Genomic DNA, 16,614 nt, shown 5'->3' on the forward strand with positions numbered 1-16,614 from the left:
GGTGTGACGCGCGGCCGGCGGCGCGGCCCGGGCCGCAGCAGCTTGACGCGGGCCGCAGCGGCCTGACGCGGCCTCCGGCCCCCGGTGTCGATCGTCCCACGAGGGACCGACAAAACCGGGGGTCGGGGGCCGTTCGTCGTGCTCGGGGCGTGCGGGGCGGCTAGGGCAGGGTCGGGGGCAGGGCGAACAGCTCGAAGTGCTCCGGGCCGATGAACGACGTCAGCTCGGCGATCTTGTCGTCGCGCAGGGCCAGGACGGTGATCGACCACGCCGTGTGGACCTCCTCGCCGTCGCGGCGCAGGTAGCAGGCCACCGCCGGGTGGGTGTTCGCGCTGGTCACGACGTGTCGCCACGCCCCGCACCGGAGCGGTGTGGCGCGGGCGAAGGCCATGACCGGGTCGCGGCCCCGGTACCAGGCCGGCAGCGGCGGCATGGACCACGTCACGTCCTCGGTCAGCAGCGCCACCAGGGCGTCGGCGTCCCCGCGTTCCAGGGCGGCGGCGTAGTCGGTGGCGATCGCGCGGACCCGGGCGTCTTCCAGCTTGCTCAACGCGGGCTGCCCGGCCGGGGTGCCGGCCTTGGCGGCCAGGACCCGCCGCGCTCGGGCCAGGGCCGAGTTCACGCTGGTGGTGGACGTCTTCATCACGTCGGCGATCTCGGCGACGCTGAACCCGAGCACCTCGAACAGCAGCAGGGCCGCGCGCTGGTTGCCGGGCAGGTGCTGCAACGCCGCGACGAACGCCAGTTCCACCGCCTCCCGCTGCTCGTACCGGGCATCCGGGTACGGGCCGAGCCACGCCACGTCGGTGCGCGGCGCCCGGTCCTCGACCACCGTGCTCGCCGGCCCGAGGTCCACCGGCAGCGCGCGCCTGCCCCGGCGCTCGACGGCGTCCAGGCAGGCGTTGGTGGAGATCGCGTACAGCCAGCTGCGCACGGACGACCGCCCCTCGAACCGCCCGAACCCGCGCCACGCCCGCAGCAGGGCCTCCTGCACGGCGTCGTCGGCGTCGTGGGCGGACCCCAGCATGCGGTAGCAGTGGGCGTGGACCTCCCGCTTCAGCGGCTCCACCAGGCGCGTGAACGCCTCGTGGTCACCCCGCCGGGCCAGGTCCACGTCGGACTCGCGAACAGGAACTTCGCTCACGAGCGACGATTCTGCCCCGCACCGGCGGTCTACCACCTCCGAACGGACTTTCCCGGACCGGAGGAACCCATGAACCACGTCGTTGACAAGCTCCGCGTCGAAGGCGCCACCCTCCACTACGAACTGCGCGGCGCGGGCCCGCTGGTCGTGCTGGTCGGCGCGCCCATGGACGCGCGGGCGTTCGAGGCGGCGGCCGACCTGCTCGCCGCCGACCACACCGTGCTCACCACCGACCCGCGCGGCATCCTGCGCAGCACGGTGGACGACCGGGGCCTCGACTCCACCCCCGAGCTGCGCGCCGACGACCTGCGCCGGCTCGTCGAGCACGTCGGCGTCGGCCCGGCGGCGGTGTTCGGGTCCAGCGGCGGGGCGGTCAGCGCGCTGGCGCTCGCGCAGCGCCACCCGGCCGCCGCGCACACCGTGATCGCGCACGAGCCGCCGCTGGACCAGCTCCTGGACGACCGCGAGGAGCTGCGGGTCAAGACCGAGGACATCGTGGCCACCCACCTGGCGGGCGACGTGCTCGGCGCGTGGAAGAAGTTCCTCGCGGTGGCGAACATCCACCTGCCCGACGAGGTGGTCGAGCACATGGCCGCCGCCCAGGACGACCCGCAGGCCGCCGCCGACGCCTGGTACCAGCACGCCCGGATGCTCCTGCCGACGACCCTGTGGGAGCCCGACCTCGACGTGCTGCGCGCGTCGCCGACCCGGGTGCTGGTCGGGCTCGGGGAGGACTCGGCGGGCCAGCTGTGCGACCGGACGTCCCGGGCGCTGGCCGCCGCGCTGGGCGTCGAGCCGACGATGTTCCCCGGCGGGCACATCGCGTTCGCCGAAGACCCCGCGCCGTTCGTGGAGCGCCTGCGCCCGCTGTTGTGAACCACTCGTGCGTACACAACGGGTGATGTGGGTAGTCATGGGCCGATGAGAGGAGACGGCCCATGAACCACGTCGCCAGCGACCGCGACCCGTCCACCGCCGAGCTGGTCAGCCGGCTGTCCGAGCAGGTCAGCAGGCTGGCCCGGGACGAGATCAGGCTCGCCGTCGCGGAGGTGAAGGACAAGGGGAAGCACGTCGGTGTCGGCGCGGGGCTCCTCGGCGGGGCCGGCGTGCTGGCCTGGTTCGGTGTGATGGCGCTGATCGCCGGGCTGGTCCTGGTGCTGGCCCTGGTCATGCCCGCGTGGGGCGCGGCGTTCGTCGTCGCCGCCCTGGTGTTCGCGGTGGCCGGGGTGCTCGCGCTGGTCGGCCGCCGCCGGATCGACCGGGGCACGCCGCCGATCCCGGAGCAGGCCGCCGAAAGCGTCAAGCGGGACATCTCCCAGGTGAAGGCGAGGGCGCACCGATGAGCAAGGACAACCCGCAGGACCCCGCCGAGTTGCGCGCCGACATCGAGCGGACGCGCGGCGATCTCGGCGACACCGTCGAAGCGCTGGTGCACAAGGCGGACGTGCCCGCGCGGGTCAAGGAGTCCGCGCACGAGAAGGTCGAACTGGTGAAGGACACCGCACAGCACGGCGCGGACCGGGTGAAGGAGACCGCGCAGCACGGTGCGGCGCAGGTCAAGGACACCGCCGTGCTGGTGAAGGAACAGGCCGCCGCGGTCGCCGAACGCGTCAACACCGTGGCCGCCGTGGCCGCGGAGAAGGCGCAGGAGGCGGCGTCGAAGGTGACCGTGCAGGCGTCGCAGGCGACCGACAAGGCCGTGCAGGCGCTGCCGCAGCCGGTCGCCGAGCAGGTCCGCCGCCACCCGGCCGCGCTGGCCCTGGGGGCCGCGGCGGCGCTGCTGGTGCTGTGGCGGCTGGTGAGGGGCAGGTCATGAACAAACTGCTGTACCGACCGCTGGGCATGCTGTTCAGCGTCCTGGGCGGCCTGGCGGCCTCGCGGCTGTTCGCCCAGGTGTGGAAGCTGATCAGCGGCGACAAGGTCGCGCCGACCGCCACCCAGAAGGACCGCGGGTGGGGCGAGGTGCTGCTGGCGGCCACCGTCCAGGGCGCGATCTTCGGCCTGGTCAAGGCGGCCATCGACCGCGGCGGCGCGACCGGCTACGACAAGCTGACCGGCGAGTGGCCCGGCGACACGCGCGACGTGGACAAGTAGGCCGCACGACGAAGCGCTGACCCGCGTGCCCGTTCGCGCTGCTCGCACCGCGACCGGGCACGCGGGTCACTTCGCGGTCAGAACCTGGGCGTGCGCTTTTCCAGGAACGCCGCCACGCCCTCCGCGTACTCGGCGCTGTGCACGGCCTCGTCGTAGAGCGCCCGCACCGCCGCGTCCTCCTCGACCTGGCCCTCGGTGACCCGGTTGACGATCTGCTTCGCGCCCCGCACGCTGACCTGCGCGCGCGACGCGATGACCTCCGACAGCTCCTTCACGCGGGCGTCGAGGTCCTCGTGGACCTCGTTGACCAACCCGATGCGCAGCGCCGTCGCCGCGTCGATCAGTTCGCCGCTGAACAGGATCTGCTTCGCCCACGCCGGCCCCACCACGTCGACCAGCTGCTTGGTGGACGTGAAGTTGTAGACGATCCCCAGCTTCGCGGGCGTGATGCCGAACCGCGCGCCCGACGACGCGATCCGCAGGTCGCACGCCAGCGCGATCTCGCACCCGCCGCCCACGCAGAACCCGTTCACCGCCGCGATCGTCGGCTTGCCCAACGACGCGATGGCCCGCTCGCCGTTGTGCACGGCCTCGCTGTACCGGGCCGCGCCCTCGGCGCCCGCGCGCAGGGTCGAGAACTCGCTGATGTCGGCCCCGGCCGAGAAGTGCTCGCCGCCCCGCACGACCAGGACCCGCACCTCCGGGGCCGCCGCCACCTCCGCCACCAGGCCCGGGAGCGCCGACCACATCTCGAAGCTCATGGCGTTGCGCTTGGCGGGGCGGTCGATGGTGAGCGTCGCGACCGGCCCGGACGTGTCCAACCTCAGCGTCATTACCGGAGGGTAAGGCCGGAGGCGGGAACCAGCGCCGTGACCGCTCTCACGCCGAGCGCCGAGCGCCGGCCAGCGGTCGAGTCAACCCGCCGGCTGAGTCAGCCCGCCAGCCACCAGAACGTCAGTCCGCCCACCACGAGCCCCATCGCGACGCCGCCGACCACCTGGGCCACCGTGTGGTCCCGCAACGCCACCCGCGACCACGCCACCAGGGCCACCGCCGGCGAGAACACCAGGGTCCACCACCCGAACGTCACCACCAGCACGGCCAGCGCCCCCGCCGCCACGGCCGCGTGCACCGAGATCTTCCACCCCCGCCCGCCGGGCACCGGCCACAGGAACGTCACCCCGATGCTCACCAGCAGGCTCAGGAACATCGACACCGACAACGCCAGCATCAGGTGCGGCGCGTCGCCCATGACCAGCAGGAAGATGCCCGCGCCCAAGGACAACGCACACGTGAACAGCGGCACCAGGCGGCCCTCGCGGTTGGTCACGTGGTGGCCCTGCCACCGGCCGCGCCGCGCGCCCCGCACCACCACGGCCATCGGGATCACCGACCCGAAGACGCCCACGACCGTCCCCCACACCACCGTCGCCACCGGGTCACCGGTCGCGTGCCACGCCACCAACAGCGGCAGGCTCAGCACCAGCACCCACGGCGCCAGCACCTCCGTCACCACACGGGCCAGTAAAGGTGGCGTGGAAATGGCCATGCAGCGCAGCGTAAAGCTCGGTGGCCGCGCGCGACGGCAAGATCGCCCACGACCACCGAGCCGTGTGACTAGGAGCGGTACGCGTTGCGGGTGTAGGTCAGGCTGAAGCTGCCCCGGTTGGCGAAGTACACCGAGACCAGGTAGGCGGGGTCGTTGGCGAGCGCGCCGCGCTGGAGGTCGCTGCCGTCGTTGCCGTCGTCCCAGCCCCACGCCGTGTTCGCGGCGTTGTCCTTGCCGTTGTCGCCGCGGAACGTGCCCCAGCCCGCGTAGGTGGTGGAGTCGTTGCGCCGGGCCCACAGGCCGCCCGCCGCGAACGTGTCGACCAGGCGGTAGCCCACGGACCGGTCGTTGCCGCCCGACGGCACCTCGCCCGCCGACGACGGCACGTACACGACACCGTCGCCGCCGGGGAACTCCGCGCCGTTCCACGCGTAGAGCCCGTGCCCCTTGGCCTCCTGCCGCGTGGTGGGGCGGCCGTTCTGGAGCAGGAGCGTGCCGTCGACGTTCTCCCGGCCCGAGGTGAACGTGCTGCCGGCGGGCACGTACGAGTAGAAGTCGCTGTGCGCCACCGTCACCACGGCTTCGAGCCTGCCGAACACCGTGCCGTCCTTGCGCACGGTCGCGAGCATGCCCTCCATGTCGTTCTCGTGGGTGTACTGGCCGAACGGGTCCGGGACGTCCTCCCAGTCCCGCGGGTGGTAGAAGCTGTAGACGATGAACCAGTGCGTCGAGGTCTCGACCACCGAGTAGTACGCGGCGCCCGTGAGCCGGGACGGGGTGTCGTCCTGGGACTCCCAGTTGTTCAGCGTGTTCCACTCGCCGTCGAAGTCCACTGTGGACACGTAATCGGCGTCGTGGTCCGACGAGTCGGTGTCCTGGTAGTGGACCGGCGCCCAGTGGAACGCCAGTTCGGCGTCGGTCGCCGCCGACGCGGGGGCGGTGAGCAGCAGTGGGAGCGAGACGGCCGCGAACAGCGCCGCCGCCGCTTTGCGCGCAGGGGACAAGGTGCTCCACCTTCCGTTGACAGGGACGTGGCCCGTCGGCTGAGCCAACGGGCCACGCGGAACCCTGCGGTGAAGCGGCGACCAACGCAAGGCGTTGATCAGGTGAGCGTTACGGGGACACGTAGAAGATCCGCGACCCCTGACCCGACACGGTGCCGTCGGGCGTCCGGCTGGACACGACGACCACCAACTGTCCCTGGGACTGCGGCGTGTGGGTGAACCGCGCCGTGCCGTCCGCGCCGACCGGCGCCACCCGCTCCGCGCCGTACCCGATGCTCCACAGCACTTCGTGCGAGCCGGGCAGGTTCGGTGTCACGACGAACTCGACCGGCTCCCCCACCCGGCCGGTCGCCGGGCCGCCGTCGGGGTACTGCGGGCTGGTCACCGTCGGCGGCAGCGCCTTGACGACGAACCCGTGGTACGCGCTCTCCGTGGTCCAGCCGGCCGCCGACACGCCGACCACCTGGACCCCGCCGTGCCCCGGCGCCCTCGGCGTCCACCGGACGGCGGCCGTGCCGTCCGGCCCCGCCGCGACGGTCTGCTCCCCGCCGCCGGAGAACCGGTAGCGGAAGGCGGCCACCGGGACCCCGGCCGAGGTGAACGTGAAGGCGCCCGCCACGCCCGGACCGCCGGTCTCCGCCCCGCCGGGGTACTGGGCGCTGGTCACGGTCGGCGCGGGCGCGGTGGCGTCGAAGTAGTCCTCGCCCCAGCCCGACCGGACGCCGGCGGCGTTCACGCTCGCCGCGCGGGCGAGGTGGAAGCCGGGCGCGGTCACCGCGTACTCGTAGTGGGCCACGCCGTCCGCTCCGACCGGCACGGTCACCTCGTCCCCGTCGCGGACCTGGAAGACGTAGGCGGTGATCCCGCCGGGCCGGGTGCGGAACGTCCGCGCCTGCACCACGACCCGGTCGCCGACCACCACGGGGTACGGGCCGGAGATCCACACCTCCGGCTCGTACTGCGGGACGTCGATCTCCCAGTCGGTGACGCCGGACTTGAACCCGGACGCGTCCACGGTCCACACCTTGAACGGGTGCTCGCTCTGCCCGGCGTAGAAGGTGAACGTCGCCCGGCCGGTGCCGTCCGCGCCCACCGGCACGGTCTGCTCCGGGCCGTTGTCCAGCGTGTAGACGAACGCCGTCGCGCCCGTCTGGTTCGCGGTGAGCACGACGTCCGCGGGCACGCCCAGCTGGAAGATCGGCATCTGCACGAACGGGGCCGTGGTGCGGATCCAGTACCGGTAGGAGCGCGCCGGGGAGCGGTTGCCCGCCCGGTCCACGCCGGAGACCTCGATCGACACCGGTCCGTCGGTGGCCGGGGTCGTGGTGATCGTCGCCGAACCCCCGGGGCGGTCGGCGGCCACGCGGCCGGAACCCACGGCGTGCCCGGAGTACTCGAACGCGACCACGTCCTCGTCGCCGCCGGCGCCGAAGGTGAAGTCGCCCTGGACGCCCTCGCCGCCGTCACCGGGCGGGCCGGCGTCCTCCCGGTACACCGTGGAGGTCACGGTGGGGGCGTTCGCGGGCGCGGTGAAATCGGCCGTGACCAGGCACGGCGCGGACCACTCGGAGTTGGCGCGCCCGTCCTCGGCGCGCGCGGCGAAGGCGAACTGCCGGCCGTCCCGCACCATGTCCGCCGGGAAGTGGCCGAAGGCGTGCCCGCCACCGGCGTACACGGTCTGCTCGACCCGCTGATCGGGGGCGTCAACCGGCCAGAACGCCAGCCGCGCGTCCACACCACCGGGGTCGGGGTCGGACACGCGGGCGCTCACGGACGGCTGCCGCGACGCCGTGACGATCGGCTCGCCGCACGGCCGCTGGTCCACCCGGAGGTCGGTGGGCGTGCCGGGCGGGGTGTTGAAGGTGACCTCCAGCGCCGGGTCGGTCGCCAGCGACCGGCCGTGCGCGACGTCGCCCTGGTGGTCGCGGTTGATCCGGGCGACGAGCGTCAGCGACGTGCGCCCCTCGGCGACGGCGTCCCGGACGATCCGGTCGAGGTCCCAGACCAGCCACGGGTTCGCGCACGGCGCGCTGCCCGCCGGGTCCGGGGCCTTGACCAGCTCGCGCGGCTGGAACGCCCACGTGATGGTGTCCTGCGGGCGGGTGGTCCACAGTTCGAGGGCGCGCGGGGTGGCGCAGTCGTTCACCGATTTCTCGTAGGCGCTGAGCCGGGCGGTGAACACCGCCGTGCCGCGCAGCCGGGACAGGTCGAAGGTGAAGTAGGACTTGCCGAGGTGCGGTTGGCCGCTGTCGTCGCGCCACGCGCCCACCCGCGCGTCGCCGGTGGTGATGGCGCGGAACGGGGTGCGGGCGTCGGTGGTCAGCCAGCGGGACGGGCGCAGCGAGGTCCAGTTCGGGTCCTGGGCCGCGGCGGCGGTGCCGGGCACCGCCACGAGGCCGCCGATCAGGGCGGCGGTCACCAACCCGACGCGCGCGACGCGCCGGGGTCTGCCGGATGCTCTCATATCCCCCCTCAGGGATGGTCGGTCCCGGGATCCTCCCTTGAGGGGCAAGCGTTTGTCCGGGTTTTCAGGGGGCCGGGAACATCCTCGCCATGCCCGGCGGCGGGGTGAACGGCCGCCAGTCGCCGACCGGTTGGGCCAACCGGTCGGCGACCACCCACCACACGGACGAGTTGTAGCCGTAGCCGAGGTGGCTGCCGGTGACGGCGACGTTCTCCCGGCGCGGTCCCGGTTCCTCGATGCACGTCCGCCACGCCACGATGCCGTCGGACTTGGAGTACACCGACGTGGCGGGCACCGGGATCGGCGGGCGGGTGTGCTCGGGCGGCGGCCGTTCCGCGCCGGCCACGTAGAAGCGGGCCAGCAGCTGGTAGACCGGGTTGACCCGGGTCTGGCGCAGGTCGGTCATCGCGTACGGGCTGCCCAGGGTGACCACCTGGCGCACCAGCTCGGGCGCCTCGCGGGCCAGTTCGCGGGCGAAGATCCCGCCCAGGCTCCACCCGACCAGGCTGACCGGGCCGTCCTCGGCGAGGGTGCGCAGCAGCGACCGCATGCCGGTGACGACGGGGACCGACGGGCCGATGTTGCGGCCCAGGCCCCACCCGTGGACGGCGTAGCCCAGCCCGGCGAGGAACTTGCGCAGCATCCCCGTGGCCCCGTCGGTCGCGCCCAGGCCGGGCAGGACGAGCACGGCGTGCCCGTCACCGCTGGGCGCGGCGCGCAGCAGGGACCGGGTGGCGGCGAACTGCCCGATGTCCACCACGGCCCGGGTCGGTTCGGTGAGGTACCAGAGCAGGTGTGGTGGCGTGCCCGGGTGCTCCGGCGGGATCTCCGGTAGTGCCGACATGGCCCCTCCCCCCGCGCTCGCCGTCGAGCGTTCCCCGGGTTTCCATGATGTTTCTCAAGAACCGGTCGCACCAGTCCCAGATACGTCTCGACACGGTGTCGGGGCGGTTCCACGGGCGGTCCGGGGGCGGTCCGGGGGCGGTCCGGGGGCGGTCCGGGGGCGGTCCGGGGGCGGTCCGGGGGCGGTCCGGGGGCGGTCCGGGGGGCGCGACCGCGGCCGGTCGCGCCCCTCCGGGTCAGCGCAGGCCGAAGGCCCGCACGACGGTCTGCTCGACCGACGCCCCGCGCACGTCCCGGGCCTTGACCCGCAACGAGACGAACCCGGTGCGCGGCGCGTCCAGCAGCACGTGGCCGGCGTGGACCGGAGCCGCCGCCCACGTCACCCCGTCGTCGTAGGAGACCTCCGCGGTCACACCCGACAACGGCCACCGCGGCGCGCCCTCCACCCGCTGCACGACGAACGGCACCCGCAGAGCGCCGCCGGCCGCCCGGTTCGCCAGGTCCACCTCGGGCGTGAACCGCACGGCCAGCAACGGCAACCGGGCCTCGCCGCGCCGCGACGGGAACTCCCACACCGCCCGGACGTCCGTCGAGAACGCGCCCCCGCCGCGCACCCGCGACTCCACGCGGTACCGGGCGGGCTCCGGCACGGCCGCGAACTCCACGATCTCCGCGTCGGTCGCGGTCACCGGGTGCCCGTCCCGGTGCACGGTGGTGTGCCGGGAGGTGTTCCGGTCGTAGACCCGCACCCACTGGCCGCGTGTGTCGGCCAGCAGGGGCACGCGCATCGTCATCGCGTCGCCCGTCCGGTCGACCTGGAGGTACTCGCCGCGCAGGACCGGGCCGAGCACCGCGCGCAGCACGTCGTGCGTGGTGCGCTCGCCCGCGGCCAACTCCACCCGCGGCGCGAGGGAGCCGCCGAGGTCGTGCGCCGACGCCCACCGGCCCGCCGTGTAGTGGACGGGCTGTTCCACCGCGCCGCGGACCGGGCCGCCGTACAGGGTCAGGGCGCTGTCGTCCCAGACCGCTCCGGCGCTGGGGTACACGACCTGCCGCTCCCCCGCCGCGTGCACCCGCGTGCGCACCTCGGCCATGTCGGCCACGCGCACCCGGTGGTCCTGCCACCGGGTGCCCCGGAACGCCGCGAAGTGCTGGCGCGAGCTCGCCGCCAGCCACTTCGCGGTCGCCGGCACCGGACCGCCGCGCACCAGGTCCGCCACCGACGCGTCGGCGAAGGCCAGCGGCAGGGCCGCGCGCTCGATGTCGACGCCCCGCACCGGGCCCGCGTGCACGGCCATCACCGCGCCCGCACGGGCCAGCGACTCCAAGCGCGGCAACAACTCCGCGGCCGGCACCGACAGGACGACGACCTTGCCGCGCACGTCCACCTGGTCCGCGTCGAGCACCGCGTCCGCCCGCACGTCCGGGTCGGCCGGCCACGGCCCGCCCATCACCGGCTGGGCCTCGACCCCCTGCCCGGCGAGGGTGAGCGCGAGCGGCCGTTCGAAGCGCGCTTCCCCGTACACGTAACGGAAGTGCGGCGCCTCGCCCGGACCGATCTCCAGGTGCATCGGGGTGCCCACCTCGCCGTGCGCGACGGCGGTGGCGCCGGACGGCAGGTTCGGCAGCGGCCCGACGCCCATGCCGACGCTCCACGTCCCCCGTTCCGCCACCGGCTGGTCGAACTCGACGGTGAGCGGCCGGGTGGCGCGGACGTCCACGACCACCTCCATGGCGCCCTGAACCGACACCTCGGGGCGTCCGATCAGGAACCGGCCCCGCTGCGCCATGCCGCCGACGACCAGGGCGTAGCGCCCGCGGTCGACGGGGATCGCCTGGTCGGTCGGGGCCAGGCCGTGCTCGCCGGTGTCGAGGTTGGTCAACGCGATCCGGGCCGGCACCGGGCCGCTCTCGTCCACCACCCGGACGGTCAGGTCGTGCACGGGTTGGGGCGTGTGCGCCCAGAGCACGGTCAACACCCGCACCGGGCCGCCCTCGGCCACCAGTCGGCCCGACCGCGCCCCGGGCTGGTCGGCCCGGACCGAGACGGAGGCCGTGGCCGTGCCGTGCGCCGGGACCACGAGGGTGTCCGGGGTGACCGTGCCGAGGTCGGTCCGCAGCCGCAGCACGACCGGCGCGGGGCCGGTGTTGCGGTAGGTGACCGGCTGGGAGGCGGTCGCGCCCGCCGGGAGGTCGCCGAAGCCGACGTTGCCGCGGTCGGCCGTGACGGTCGCGGCGGCGGCGCGGGCGAGGTCGAGCCGGCCCGCGCCCTGCGCGGTGACGGGCGTGTCGGCGGTGGGGTTCGCCGAGCCCATCAGCGCGGCCTTGAGCTGCCCCGCGGGCCAGTCCGGGTGCCGCTGGGCCAGCAGCGCCGCGCCGCCGGCGACGTGCGGGGCGGCCATCGACGTGCCGGAGGACTGGGTGTGCAGGGCGTCCAGCGGCTGGCCCATCGCCGTGCCCGCCGCCCGCGCCGCGACCACGTCCACGCCGGGCGCGGCGAGGTCCGGCTTGGCCGCGCCGCTGAACAGGACCGGCCCGCGCGAGGAGAAGGCCGCCACCGCGCCGGCGTCGTCCACCGCGCCCACCGCCAGCGCCTCCGCCGCCACGGCGGGCGTGGTGACGCTGCGGTCCAGCGGCCCCCGGTTGCCCGCCGCGACGACGAACAGCGTGCCGTGCTGCCGGGTCAGCTCGTCCACGGCCTGCGACAACGGGTCCGTGCCGTCGGTCTCGTACCCGCCGGCGCTGACGTTGACCACGTCGCTGCCCTGCTCGGCCGCCCACCGCAGGCCGGCGATCAGCTGCGACTCCCGGCCGCGCCCGGACCGGTCGAGCACCTTGCCGACCAGCAGCGACGCCTCGGGGGCCACCCCGCGCATCCGCCCGCCCGACGCGGCGCCCGACCCGGCGATCGTCGCGGCGACGTGGGTGCCGTGGCCGTGGTCGTCGGCGGGACCGCCGCTGTCGGTGAAGTCCCGCGCGGCCACCACGCGGCCCGCCAGGTCCGGGTGCGTCGGGTCGTAGCCGGTGTCCAGGACGGCGACCTTGACGCCCCGCCCGGTCAGCCCGGCCGCCCACGCGTGCGGCGCGCCGGTCGCGGGCACGGTCCGGTCGAGCAGGGCCCGCACCGGGCCGTCCAGCCAGATCCGCCCGCCCGAGCGCGCCGACGGCCCGACCAGGTCGCGGAACGCCCGTCCCGAGCGGTCCTTGGGCAGCGTCGCCCCGGCCGCCGGCCCCGGGCCGGACACCACCAGCGGCACGTCGGCGCGCGCCGCGTCGTCGTACCCGGACCGCAGCAGCTCGCTGACGTTGAACAGCCGCCGGTCCAGCCGGCCCGCACCGACCAGCGGCGCGGCGTCGTCGGGGACGACGTGCAGGTCCCCGTGCCGGTCGACGTGGCGGTGGTAGCCGAACGGTTCCGCGCGCGGCGCGGGTTCCACGGCCACCACGTCCCGGCCGGCGACGGCCACCCGGTCGCCGGTGATCAGCGTGACGTGCCGGACGGGCGCGGCCGGTGGCGGTTCGGCGGCGGCCGCGGGCGCCACCACCACGACCAGTCCCAGCAGGACGCCGACGACGACGCCCAATATCCCGATGCGCAAGACGTACCCCCAAGGAGACGGTGTTCCCGAGGGCTATCCGCTCGCGGCGCGGATCGGGTTCTCAGCCCGACGGGTGGCCGTACAGCCCCGGACCCTCCACGCGGACCCCGGCCAGGAACGTCGTCGACGCCGCGTAGGAGGCCTCGACCAGTTCCGCCGTGTGCCCGAAGTCCAGCGGTGTCACCGGTTGCACGGGCGGTCCGGGCAGGTAGAGCACCGGGACGTCCGCCGCCGCCAGCTCCACCTCCAGCACGGCCTGGTTGCGCATCCCCAGCGTGGCCCAGAACAGCAGCGTCTCGGCCAGCGTGCCGGGCACCACCGGCAGGTGGCCGGGGAACGCGCAGTCCAGCACCACCAGGGACTTCGCGCCCATCGCCAGCGCCTGCCGGATGGGGACGTTGGCCAGCACGCCGCCGTCGTAGAGCACGCGGCCCTCGCGGTGGACCGCCGGGTAGATGCCCGGGATCGCGGCGCTGGCCAGCACCGCCGACACCAGGTCGCCCTCGGTGAGGGTCAACGCCGTGCCGGTCACGCAGTCCACCGCCACCGCGCCGAAGGGCAGGGTCAGCTCGGCGAAGTCCGCGACCCCGCCGAGCCCGAACTCCAGCACCTGCGCCAGACCCGTGTTGGGGAACAGGTGCGTCTTGTGCTGGCGCAAGGTCCGCGCCTGGGCGAGCAGGCCGCCGGGGAAGACGCGGGCGCGGGTCATGTGGTGCCAGATCTCGGCCAGCCTGGTGGCGGCGTGGTCCGGGTCCAGGGCGACCAGCGCGCCGTTCACCGAGCCGACGGACGTGCCGACGACCAGGTCGGGCGTGACGCCGTGCTCGGCGAGGGCGCGCAGCATGCCGACCTGGCCCGCGCCGAGACTGCCGCCGCCGCCCAGCACGAACCCGACCGGACCGGGGAGTTCGATCACGCACCGCATCGTCGCACGAACTCCAGGACGCGCTCGGCGGCGTCCAGCCGGTGGTCGGCCTCGGGCCACAGCTCGACCTCGGCGTGCGGGAGCGCCGCCCGCAGCCGCCGCGCGGCCTCCGCCCCGTCGTGCACGACGCTGCGGCCGCCGAAGACCGCGAACGTCGGGGCGGTGACGCGGCGCAGGTCGTCGCCGAACGGGACCTGCGGCGGCAGGTGCGCCCGGAACTCGCGGACGCCCGCGAGCACCAGCCGCACGTCCGGCCGGTCCACGCTCAACCCGCCCGCCCAGCGCAGGAACCACGCCCACGCCCGGTCGCGCCGCGCCAGCACCGCCACGGCCCCGCGCCACACCACGCCGAAGGAGAAGCCGACGGACACGGCGGTCGGGTCCACCAGGCTCACCGACGCGACCCGCTCGGGCGCGTGGATCGCCGCCGCGCACACGTGCCACCCGCCGGTCGAGGCCCCGACCAGGTGCGCCCGCCCCACCCCGAGCCCGGCGACCACCTCCCCCAGCCACCGGCCCCGGTCGCGGGCGTCCCGGACGGGCGCGGTCTGCACGCTCAACCCGGCTTCGCCCAGCGTGTCCACCGTGAACACGGTCCGGTCGCCCAGGTACCGCTTGAGGTCCTCGCCCCACCCGGCGGCCGTGGCCGACAACCCGGGCAGCAGCACCAGCGGCGCGCCCGTCGCCCCGAACCGGTAGACCCGGGTGGTGCCGTACGAGGTCGGCACGTCCAGCTCGGCGTCGGGCTCGGGGCACGCCTCCCACGCCCCGCGGTAGGCGGCCAGGTACCGGTCACGAGCCTGCGAACTGCGGAAATCCCCCGTTTTCATGCGGGGAACGCTACGAATCCGCCGCGCGGCCGTATTGGACGAAAGTAAACTCGCGCCCATGTCGGCCTGGTCGCTCGTCGCACCGCGGCGCGACATCGCCCGCGCCGACCCGCTCGTGTTCGGCCGGCCGGGAGTGCCGGGCGTCCTGTCCTACAGCGCCCACGACACCACCACCGACCCGCAGAGCTGGACGGTCACCCCGTTGGCCGCGGTGACCGTGACCCTCGACCTGATCACGCCGGACCGCGCGGGCCTCCCGCCGTCGCCGATCATCGGCCCGCGCGACCGCCCGCTGACCGCCGTGCAGTCCGGCCGCGCGCTGGGCGTGACCGTCGCGTTGTCGCCGCCGGCCGCCTACGCGCTGCTGGGGCCGCTGCACGAGTTCGCCAACGCCACGGTCGCCCTGACCGACGCGCTGACCACCCACCTGCCCGAACGCCTGGCCGACCTGCGCACGTGGCCGCACCGCTGGACCACCCTGGACCACCGCCTGGCCCGCCGCCTGCGCACCGGCCCACGCCTGGACCCGCGCGTGGCCCACGCCTGGCAGCGCCTCACCGCCACCCGCGGCACGCTGCGCGTCGAGGCGCTGGCGGCGGAACTGGGCTGGACCCGCCAACACCTGGTCCGCCGGTTCCGCCACGACCTGGGCCTGCCCCCGAAGACCACGGCCCGCGTCCTGCGCCTGCACCACGCGGCGAGCCTCCTGCCCACCACCCCACCGGCGGAGGTCGCGGCCCGCTGCGGCTACACCGACCAGTCCCACCTCAACCGCGACTTCCGCACCCTGACCGGCACCACCCCGACCGCCTACGCGCCCTCGGCCGCAATTATGCGGTAAATCGCCGACAAAATTGCCCCGTTCGCCGGAGTCGTGCAGATTGGGCCGCCGATCCCGGTCGAGGAGTCCTCACTTTTCTGCGGTTGCTTCGAGGCAGAACACCGGCCGCTACACTCGCGCAATGAGCGAAACCCGCGTCGGCATCGCTGCCGAAGATGTCGAGCAGTGGTTCGAGCAGGAGAGTGAGACCGAGCCGGGCGAGCGCCTCCATGACGCCGATCAAACCGATCCGGGCAAGAAGTACGCGATCAGCCAGCTCCGAGTCGTCCGGGAGACCAAGGACTACCAACTCGACTACCTGCGCCATGCCCTGCAACCCGGTAAAGAGCTGATCGACACGGCACCCGCCTACCAGCGACGGCTCCGCTGGTCCAACAAGAAGAAGTCGCTGCTCATCGAGTCGTTCCTGCTCAACATCCCGGTGCCGCCCATTTTCCTGTTCGAACGGGATTACAACGAGTACGAGGTGATCGACGGCCGCCAGCGCCTGGAAGCGATCAGCGCCTTCCTCGGCGACGAGTACGCGTTGAGCGGCCTCGAATACTGGCCGGAACTCAACCGCCTGCGCTTCAGCAAGTTGCCCAAGGTGCTCCAGAAGGGCCTCCTGCGCCGGAGCCTGCCTGCCGTCGTGCTGTTGGCGGAAACCAAAGAGACAGCGGAAGACGGCCTCGACGTCCGCCGCGTCCTCTTCGACCGGCTCAACACCGGCGGCACGCGGTTGAACCCGCAGGAACTCCGGAACGCCCTCTACCCGGGCACCTTCAACGCCTTGCTGATCAAACTCGCCCGTTCCGCCGCGTTCACCGAAACCTGGGGAATCCCGCCGCAGGTAGCCGGTGAAGAGCGGGAACCGACCGAGGAGCTGCTGCGCAACCCGCTCTACTCCTCATTGGCCGACGCTGAACTGGTCCTGCGGTTCTTCGCGCTCCGGAATGCCATCGTCACCGGCAAGCAGGGCTCGCTGCGGTCGATCCTCGACAGCTACATGGAAAAGCACGCGATGCTCGACGACAATGAGTCCCAGGCCATGGAAGAGCAGTTCATCACGTGCCTGAGCCGACTTCGTGCGGTGTTCGGCGACATGACGTTCCGGCTCACGTCCAAGCGCCTCAGCCGACCGCTCTACGACGCGCTCATGATCGCCTTGAGTCGAAATCCGGACATCGACATCGAGAACCGGGCGGACAGCATCCGCGCGGCACTCAAGTCCGCCTTGGACGATGAGGCGAAGTACGACGTCCTCGTCGGCCGGGGAAACACGATCAACGCGATCCACGAGCGAGTCGAACTCGCCGACGAGATCCTCCATGCGAGGGGATGA

Annotated in this window: 15 protein-coding genes; 6 read left to right on the forward strand and 9 right to left on the reverse strand. The window is 73.9% G+C overall.

The annotated features are described in order from the left end of the window. Nucleotides 1-160 precede the first annotated feature (160 nt). Complete coding sequence (locus AB0A74_RS11635; RefSeq protein WP_358248760.1) at nt 161-1,144, reverse strand: sigma-70 family RNA polymerase sigma factor; 984 nt, start codon at nt 1,142-1,144, stop codon at nt 161-163. Nucleotides 1,145-1,213: 69 nt separating this feature from the next. On the opposite strand from AB0A74_RS11635, the gene AB0A74_RS11640 reads away from it, so the two are divergent. From AB0A74_RS11640 to AB0A74_RS11655, 4 genes are all read left to right on the forward strand, one after another. Beyond that, a complete protein-coding gene (locus tag AB0A74_RS11640) occupies nt 1,214-2,020 on the forward strand; it encodes an alpha/beta hydrolase (protein WP_358248761.1) in 807 nt (268 codons plus the stop codon). 62 nt (nt 2,021-2,082) lie between these two features. Beyond that, entirely contained in the window at nt 2,083-2,487 is a 405-nt protein-coding gene (locus tag AB0A74_RS11645; protein WP_358248762.1) for a phage holin family protein, read from the forward strand. Then, nucleotides 2,484-2,960, forward strand: coding sequence for a DUF3618 domain-containing protein (locus tag AB0A74_RS11650; RefSeq protein ID WP_358248763.1), 477 nt, complete (start codon nt 2,484-2,486; stop codon nt 2,958-2,960). The genes AB0A74_RS11645 and AB0A74_RS11650 overlap by 4 nt, the downstream gene beginning before the upstream one ends. Continuing rightward, on the forward strand, nt 2,957-3,238 hold the full coding sequence (locus tag AB0A74_RS11655) for a DUF4235 domain-containing protein (protein ID WP_343931460.1): 282 nt from the start codon (nt 2,957-2,959) through the stop codon (nt 3,236-3,238). Before AB0A74_RS11650 ends, AB0A74_RS11655 begins: the two co-directional genes overlap by 4 nt. 77 nt (nt 3,239-3,315) lie before the next feature. Here the strand turns inward: AB0A74_RS11655 and AB0A74_RS11660 are convergent, their stop codons facing one another. The 8 genes from AB0A74_RS11660 to AB0A74_RS11695 all read right to left on the reverse strand — a co-directional run bounded on the left by AB0A74_RS11660 (nt 3,316) and on the right by AB0A74_RS11695 (nt 14,452). Beyond that, entirely contained in the window at nt 3,316-4,071 is a 756-nt protein-coding gene (locus AB0A74_RS11660; RefSeq protein ID WP_358248764.1) for an enoyl-CoA hydratase-related protein, read from the reverse strand. Between the two features lie 98 nt (nt 4,072-4,169). Continuing rightward, a complete protein-coding gene (locus tag AB0A74_RS11665; RefSeq protein WP_358248765.1) occupies nt 4,170-4,751 on the reverse strand; it encodes a hypothetical protein in 582 nt (193 codons plus the stop codon). A 104-nt stretch (nt 4,752-4,855) separates the two neighbouring features. Then, nucleotides 4,856-5,791 (reverse strand): hypothetical protein, encoded by a 936-nt coding sequence (locus AB0A74_RS11670; protein WP_358248766.1) that lies wholly within the window; start codon nt 5,789-5,791, stop codon nt 4,856-4,858. 109 nt (nt 5,792-5,900) lie between these two features. Beyond that, a complete protein-coding gene (locus AB0A74_RS11675; RefSeq protein ID WP_358248767.1) occupies nt 5,901-8,210 on the reverse strand; it encodes a hypothetical protein in 2,310 nt (769 codons plus the stop codon). Between the two features lie 109 nt (nt 8,211-8,319). Next, the gene (locus AB0A74_RS11680; RefSeq protein WP_358248768.1) at nt 8,320-9,099 is read right to left on the reverse strand and encodes an alpha/beta fold hydrolase; all 780 of its coding nucleotides are present in this window, start codon (nt 9,097-9,099) and stop codon (nt 8,320-8,322) included. Nucleotides 9,100-9,334: 235 nt separating this feature from the next. After that, entirely contained in the window at nt 9,335-12,697 is a 3,363-nt protein-coding gene (locus tag AB0A74_RS11685) for a S8 family serine peptidase (protein ID WP_358248769.1), read from the reverse strand. Nucleotides 12,698-12,758: 61 nt separating this feature from the next. Beyond that, nucleotides 12,759-13,622, reverse strand: a complete 864-nt coding sequence (locus tag AB0A74_RS11690) for a patatin-like phospholipase family protein (RefSeq protein ID WP_358248770.1) — start codon at nt 13,620-13,622, stop codon at nt 12,759-12,761. Continuing rightward, entirely contained in the window at nt 13,610-14,452 is an 843-nt protein-coding gene (locus AB0A74_RS11695) for an alpha/beta hydrolase (RefSeq protein ID WP_358248771.1), read from the reverse strand. Before AB0A74_RS11695 ends, AB0A74_RS11690 begins: the two co-directional genes overlap by 13 nt. Nucleotides 14,453-14,510: 58 nt before the next feature. Between AB0A74_RS11695 and AB0A74_RS11700 the strand changes: the two genes are divergently transcribed. Both AB0A74_RS11700 and AB0A74_RS11705 read left to right on the forward strand, forming a co-directional pair. Next, nucleotides 14,511-15,293, forward strand: coding sequence for a helix-turn-helix transcriptional regulator (locus tag AB0A74_RS11700; protein WP_358248772.1), 783 nt, complete (start codon nt 14,511-14,513; stop codon nt 15,291-15,293). 121 nt (nt 15,294-15,414) lie between these two features. Further along, nucleotides 15,415-16,614, forward strand: coding sequence for a DUF262 domain-containing protein (locus tag AB0A74_RS11705; protein ID WP_358248773.1), 1,200 nt, complete (start codon nt 15,415-15,417; stop codon nt 16,612-16,614).

Origin of the sequence: Saccharothrix sp. NPDC042600, assembly GCF_040647305.1 — a bacterium.
GTDB lineage: Bacteria > Actinomycetota > Actinomycetes > Mycobacteriales > Pseudonocardiaceae > Actinosynnema > Actinosynnema mutabilis.

Coding starts and splice junctions, on each gene's coding strand:
- AB0A74_RS11640 (WP_358248761.1), top strand. CDS start 1,214: ATGAACCACGTCGTTGACAAGCTCCGCGTCGAAGGCGCCACCCTCCAC.
- AB0A74_RS11645 (WP_358248762.1), top strand. CDS start 2,083: ATGAACCACGTCGCCAGCGACCGCGACCCGTCCACCGCCGAGCTGGTC.
- AB0A74_RS11650 (WP_358248763.1), top strand. CDS start 2,484: ATGAGCAAGGACAACCCGCAGGACCCCGCCGAGTTGCGCGCCGACATC.
- AB0A74_RS11655 (WP_343931460.1), top strand. CDS start 2,957: ATGAACAAACTGCTGTACCGACCGCTGGGCATGCTGTTCAGCGTCCTG.
- AB0A74_RS11660 (WP_358248764.1), bottom strand. CDS start 4,071: ATGACGCTGAGGTTGGACACGTCCGGGCCGGTCGCGACGCTCACCATC.
- AB0A74_RS11680 (WP_358248768.1), bottom strand. CDS start 9,099: ATGTCGGCACTACCGGAGATCCCGCCGGAGCACCCGGGCACGCCACCA.
- AB0A74_RS11690 (WP_358248770.1), bottom strand. CDS start 13,622: ATGCGGTGCGTGATCGAACTCCCCGGTCCGGTCGGGTTCGTGCTGGGC.
- AB0A74_RS11695 (WP_358248771.1), bottom strand. CDS start 14,452: ATGAAAACGGGGGATTTCCGCAGTTCGCAGGCTCGTGACCGGTACCTG.
- AB0A74_RS11700 (WP_358248772.1), top strand. CDS start 14,511: ATGTCGGCCTGGTCGCTCGTCGCACCGCGGCGCGACATCGCCCGCGCC.
- AB0A74_RS11705 (WP_358248773.1), top strand. CDS start 15,415: ATGAGCGAAACCCGCGTCGGCATCGCTGCCGAAGATGTCGAGCAGTGG.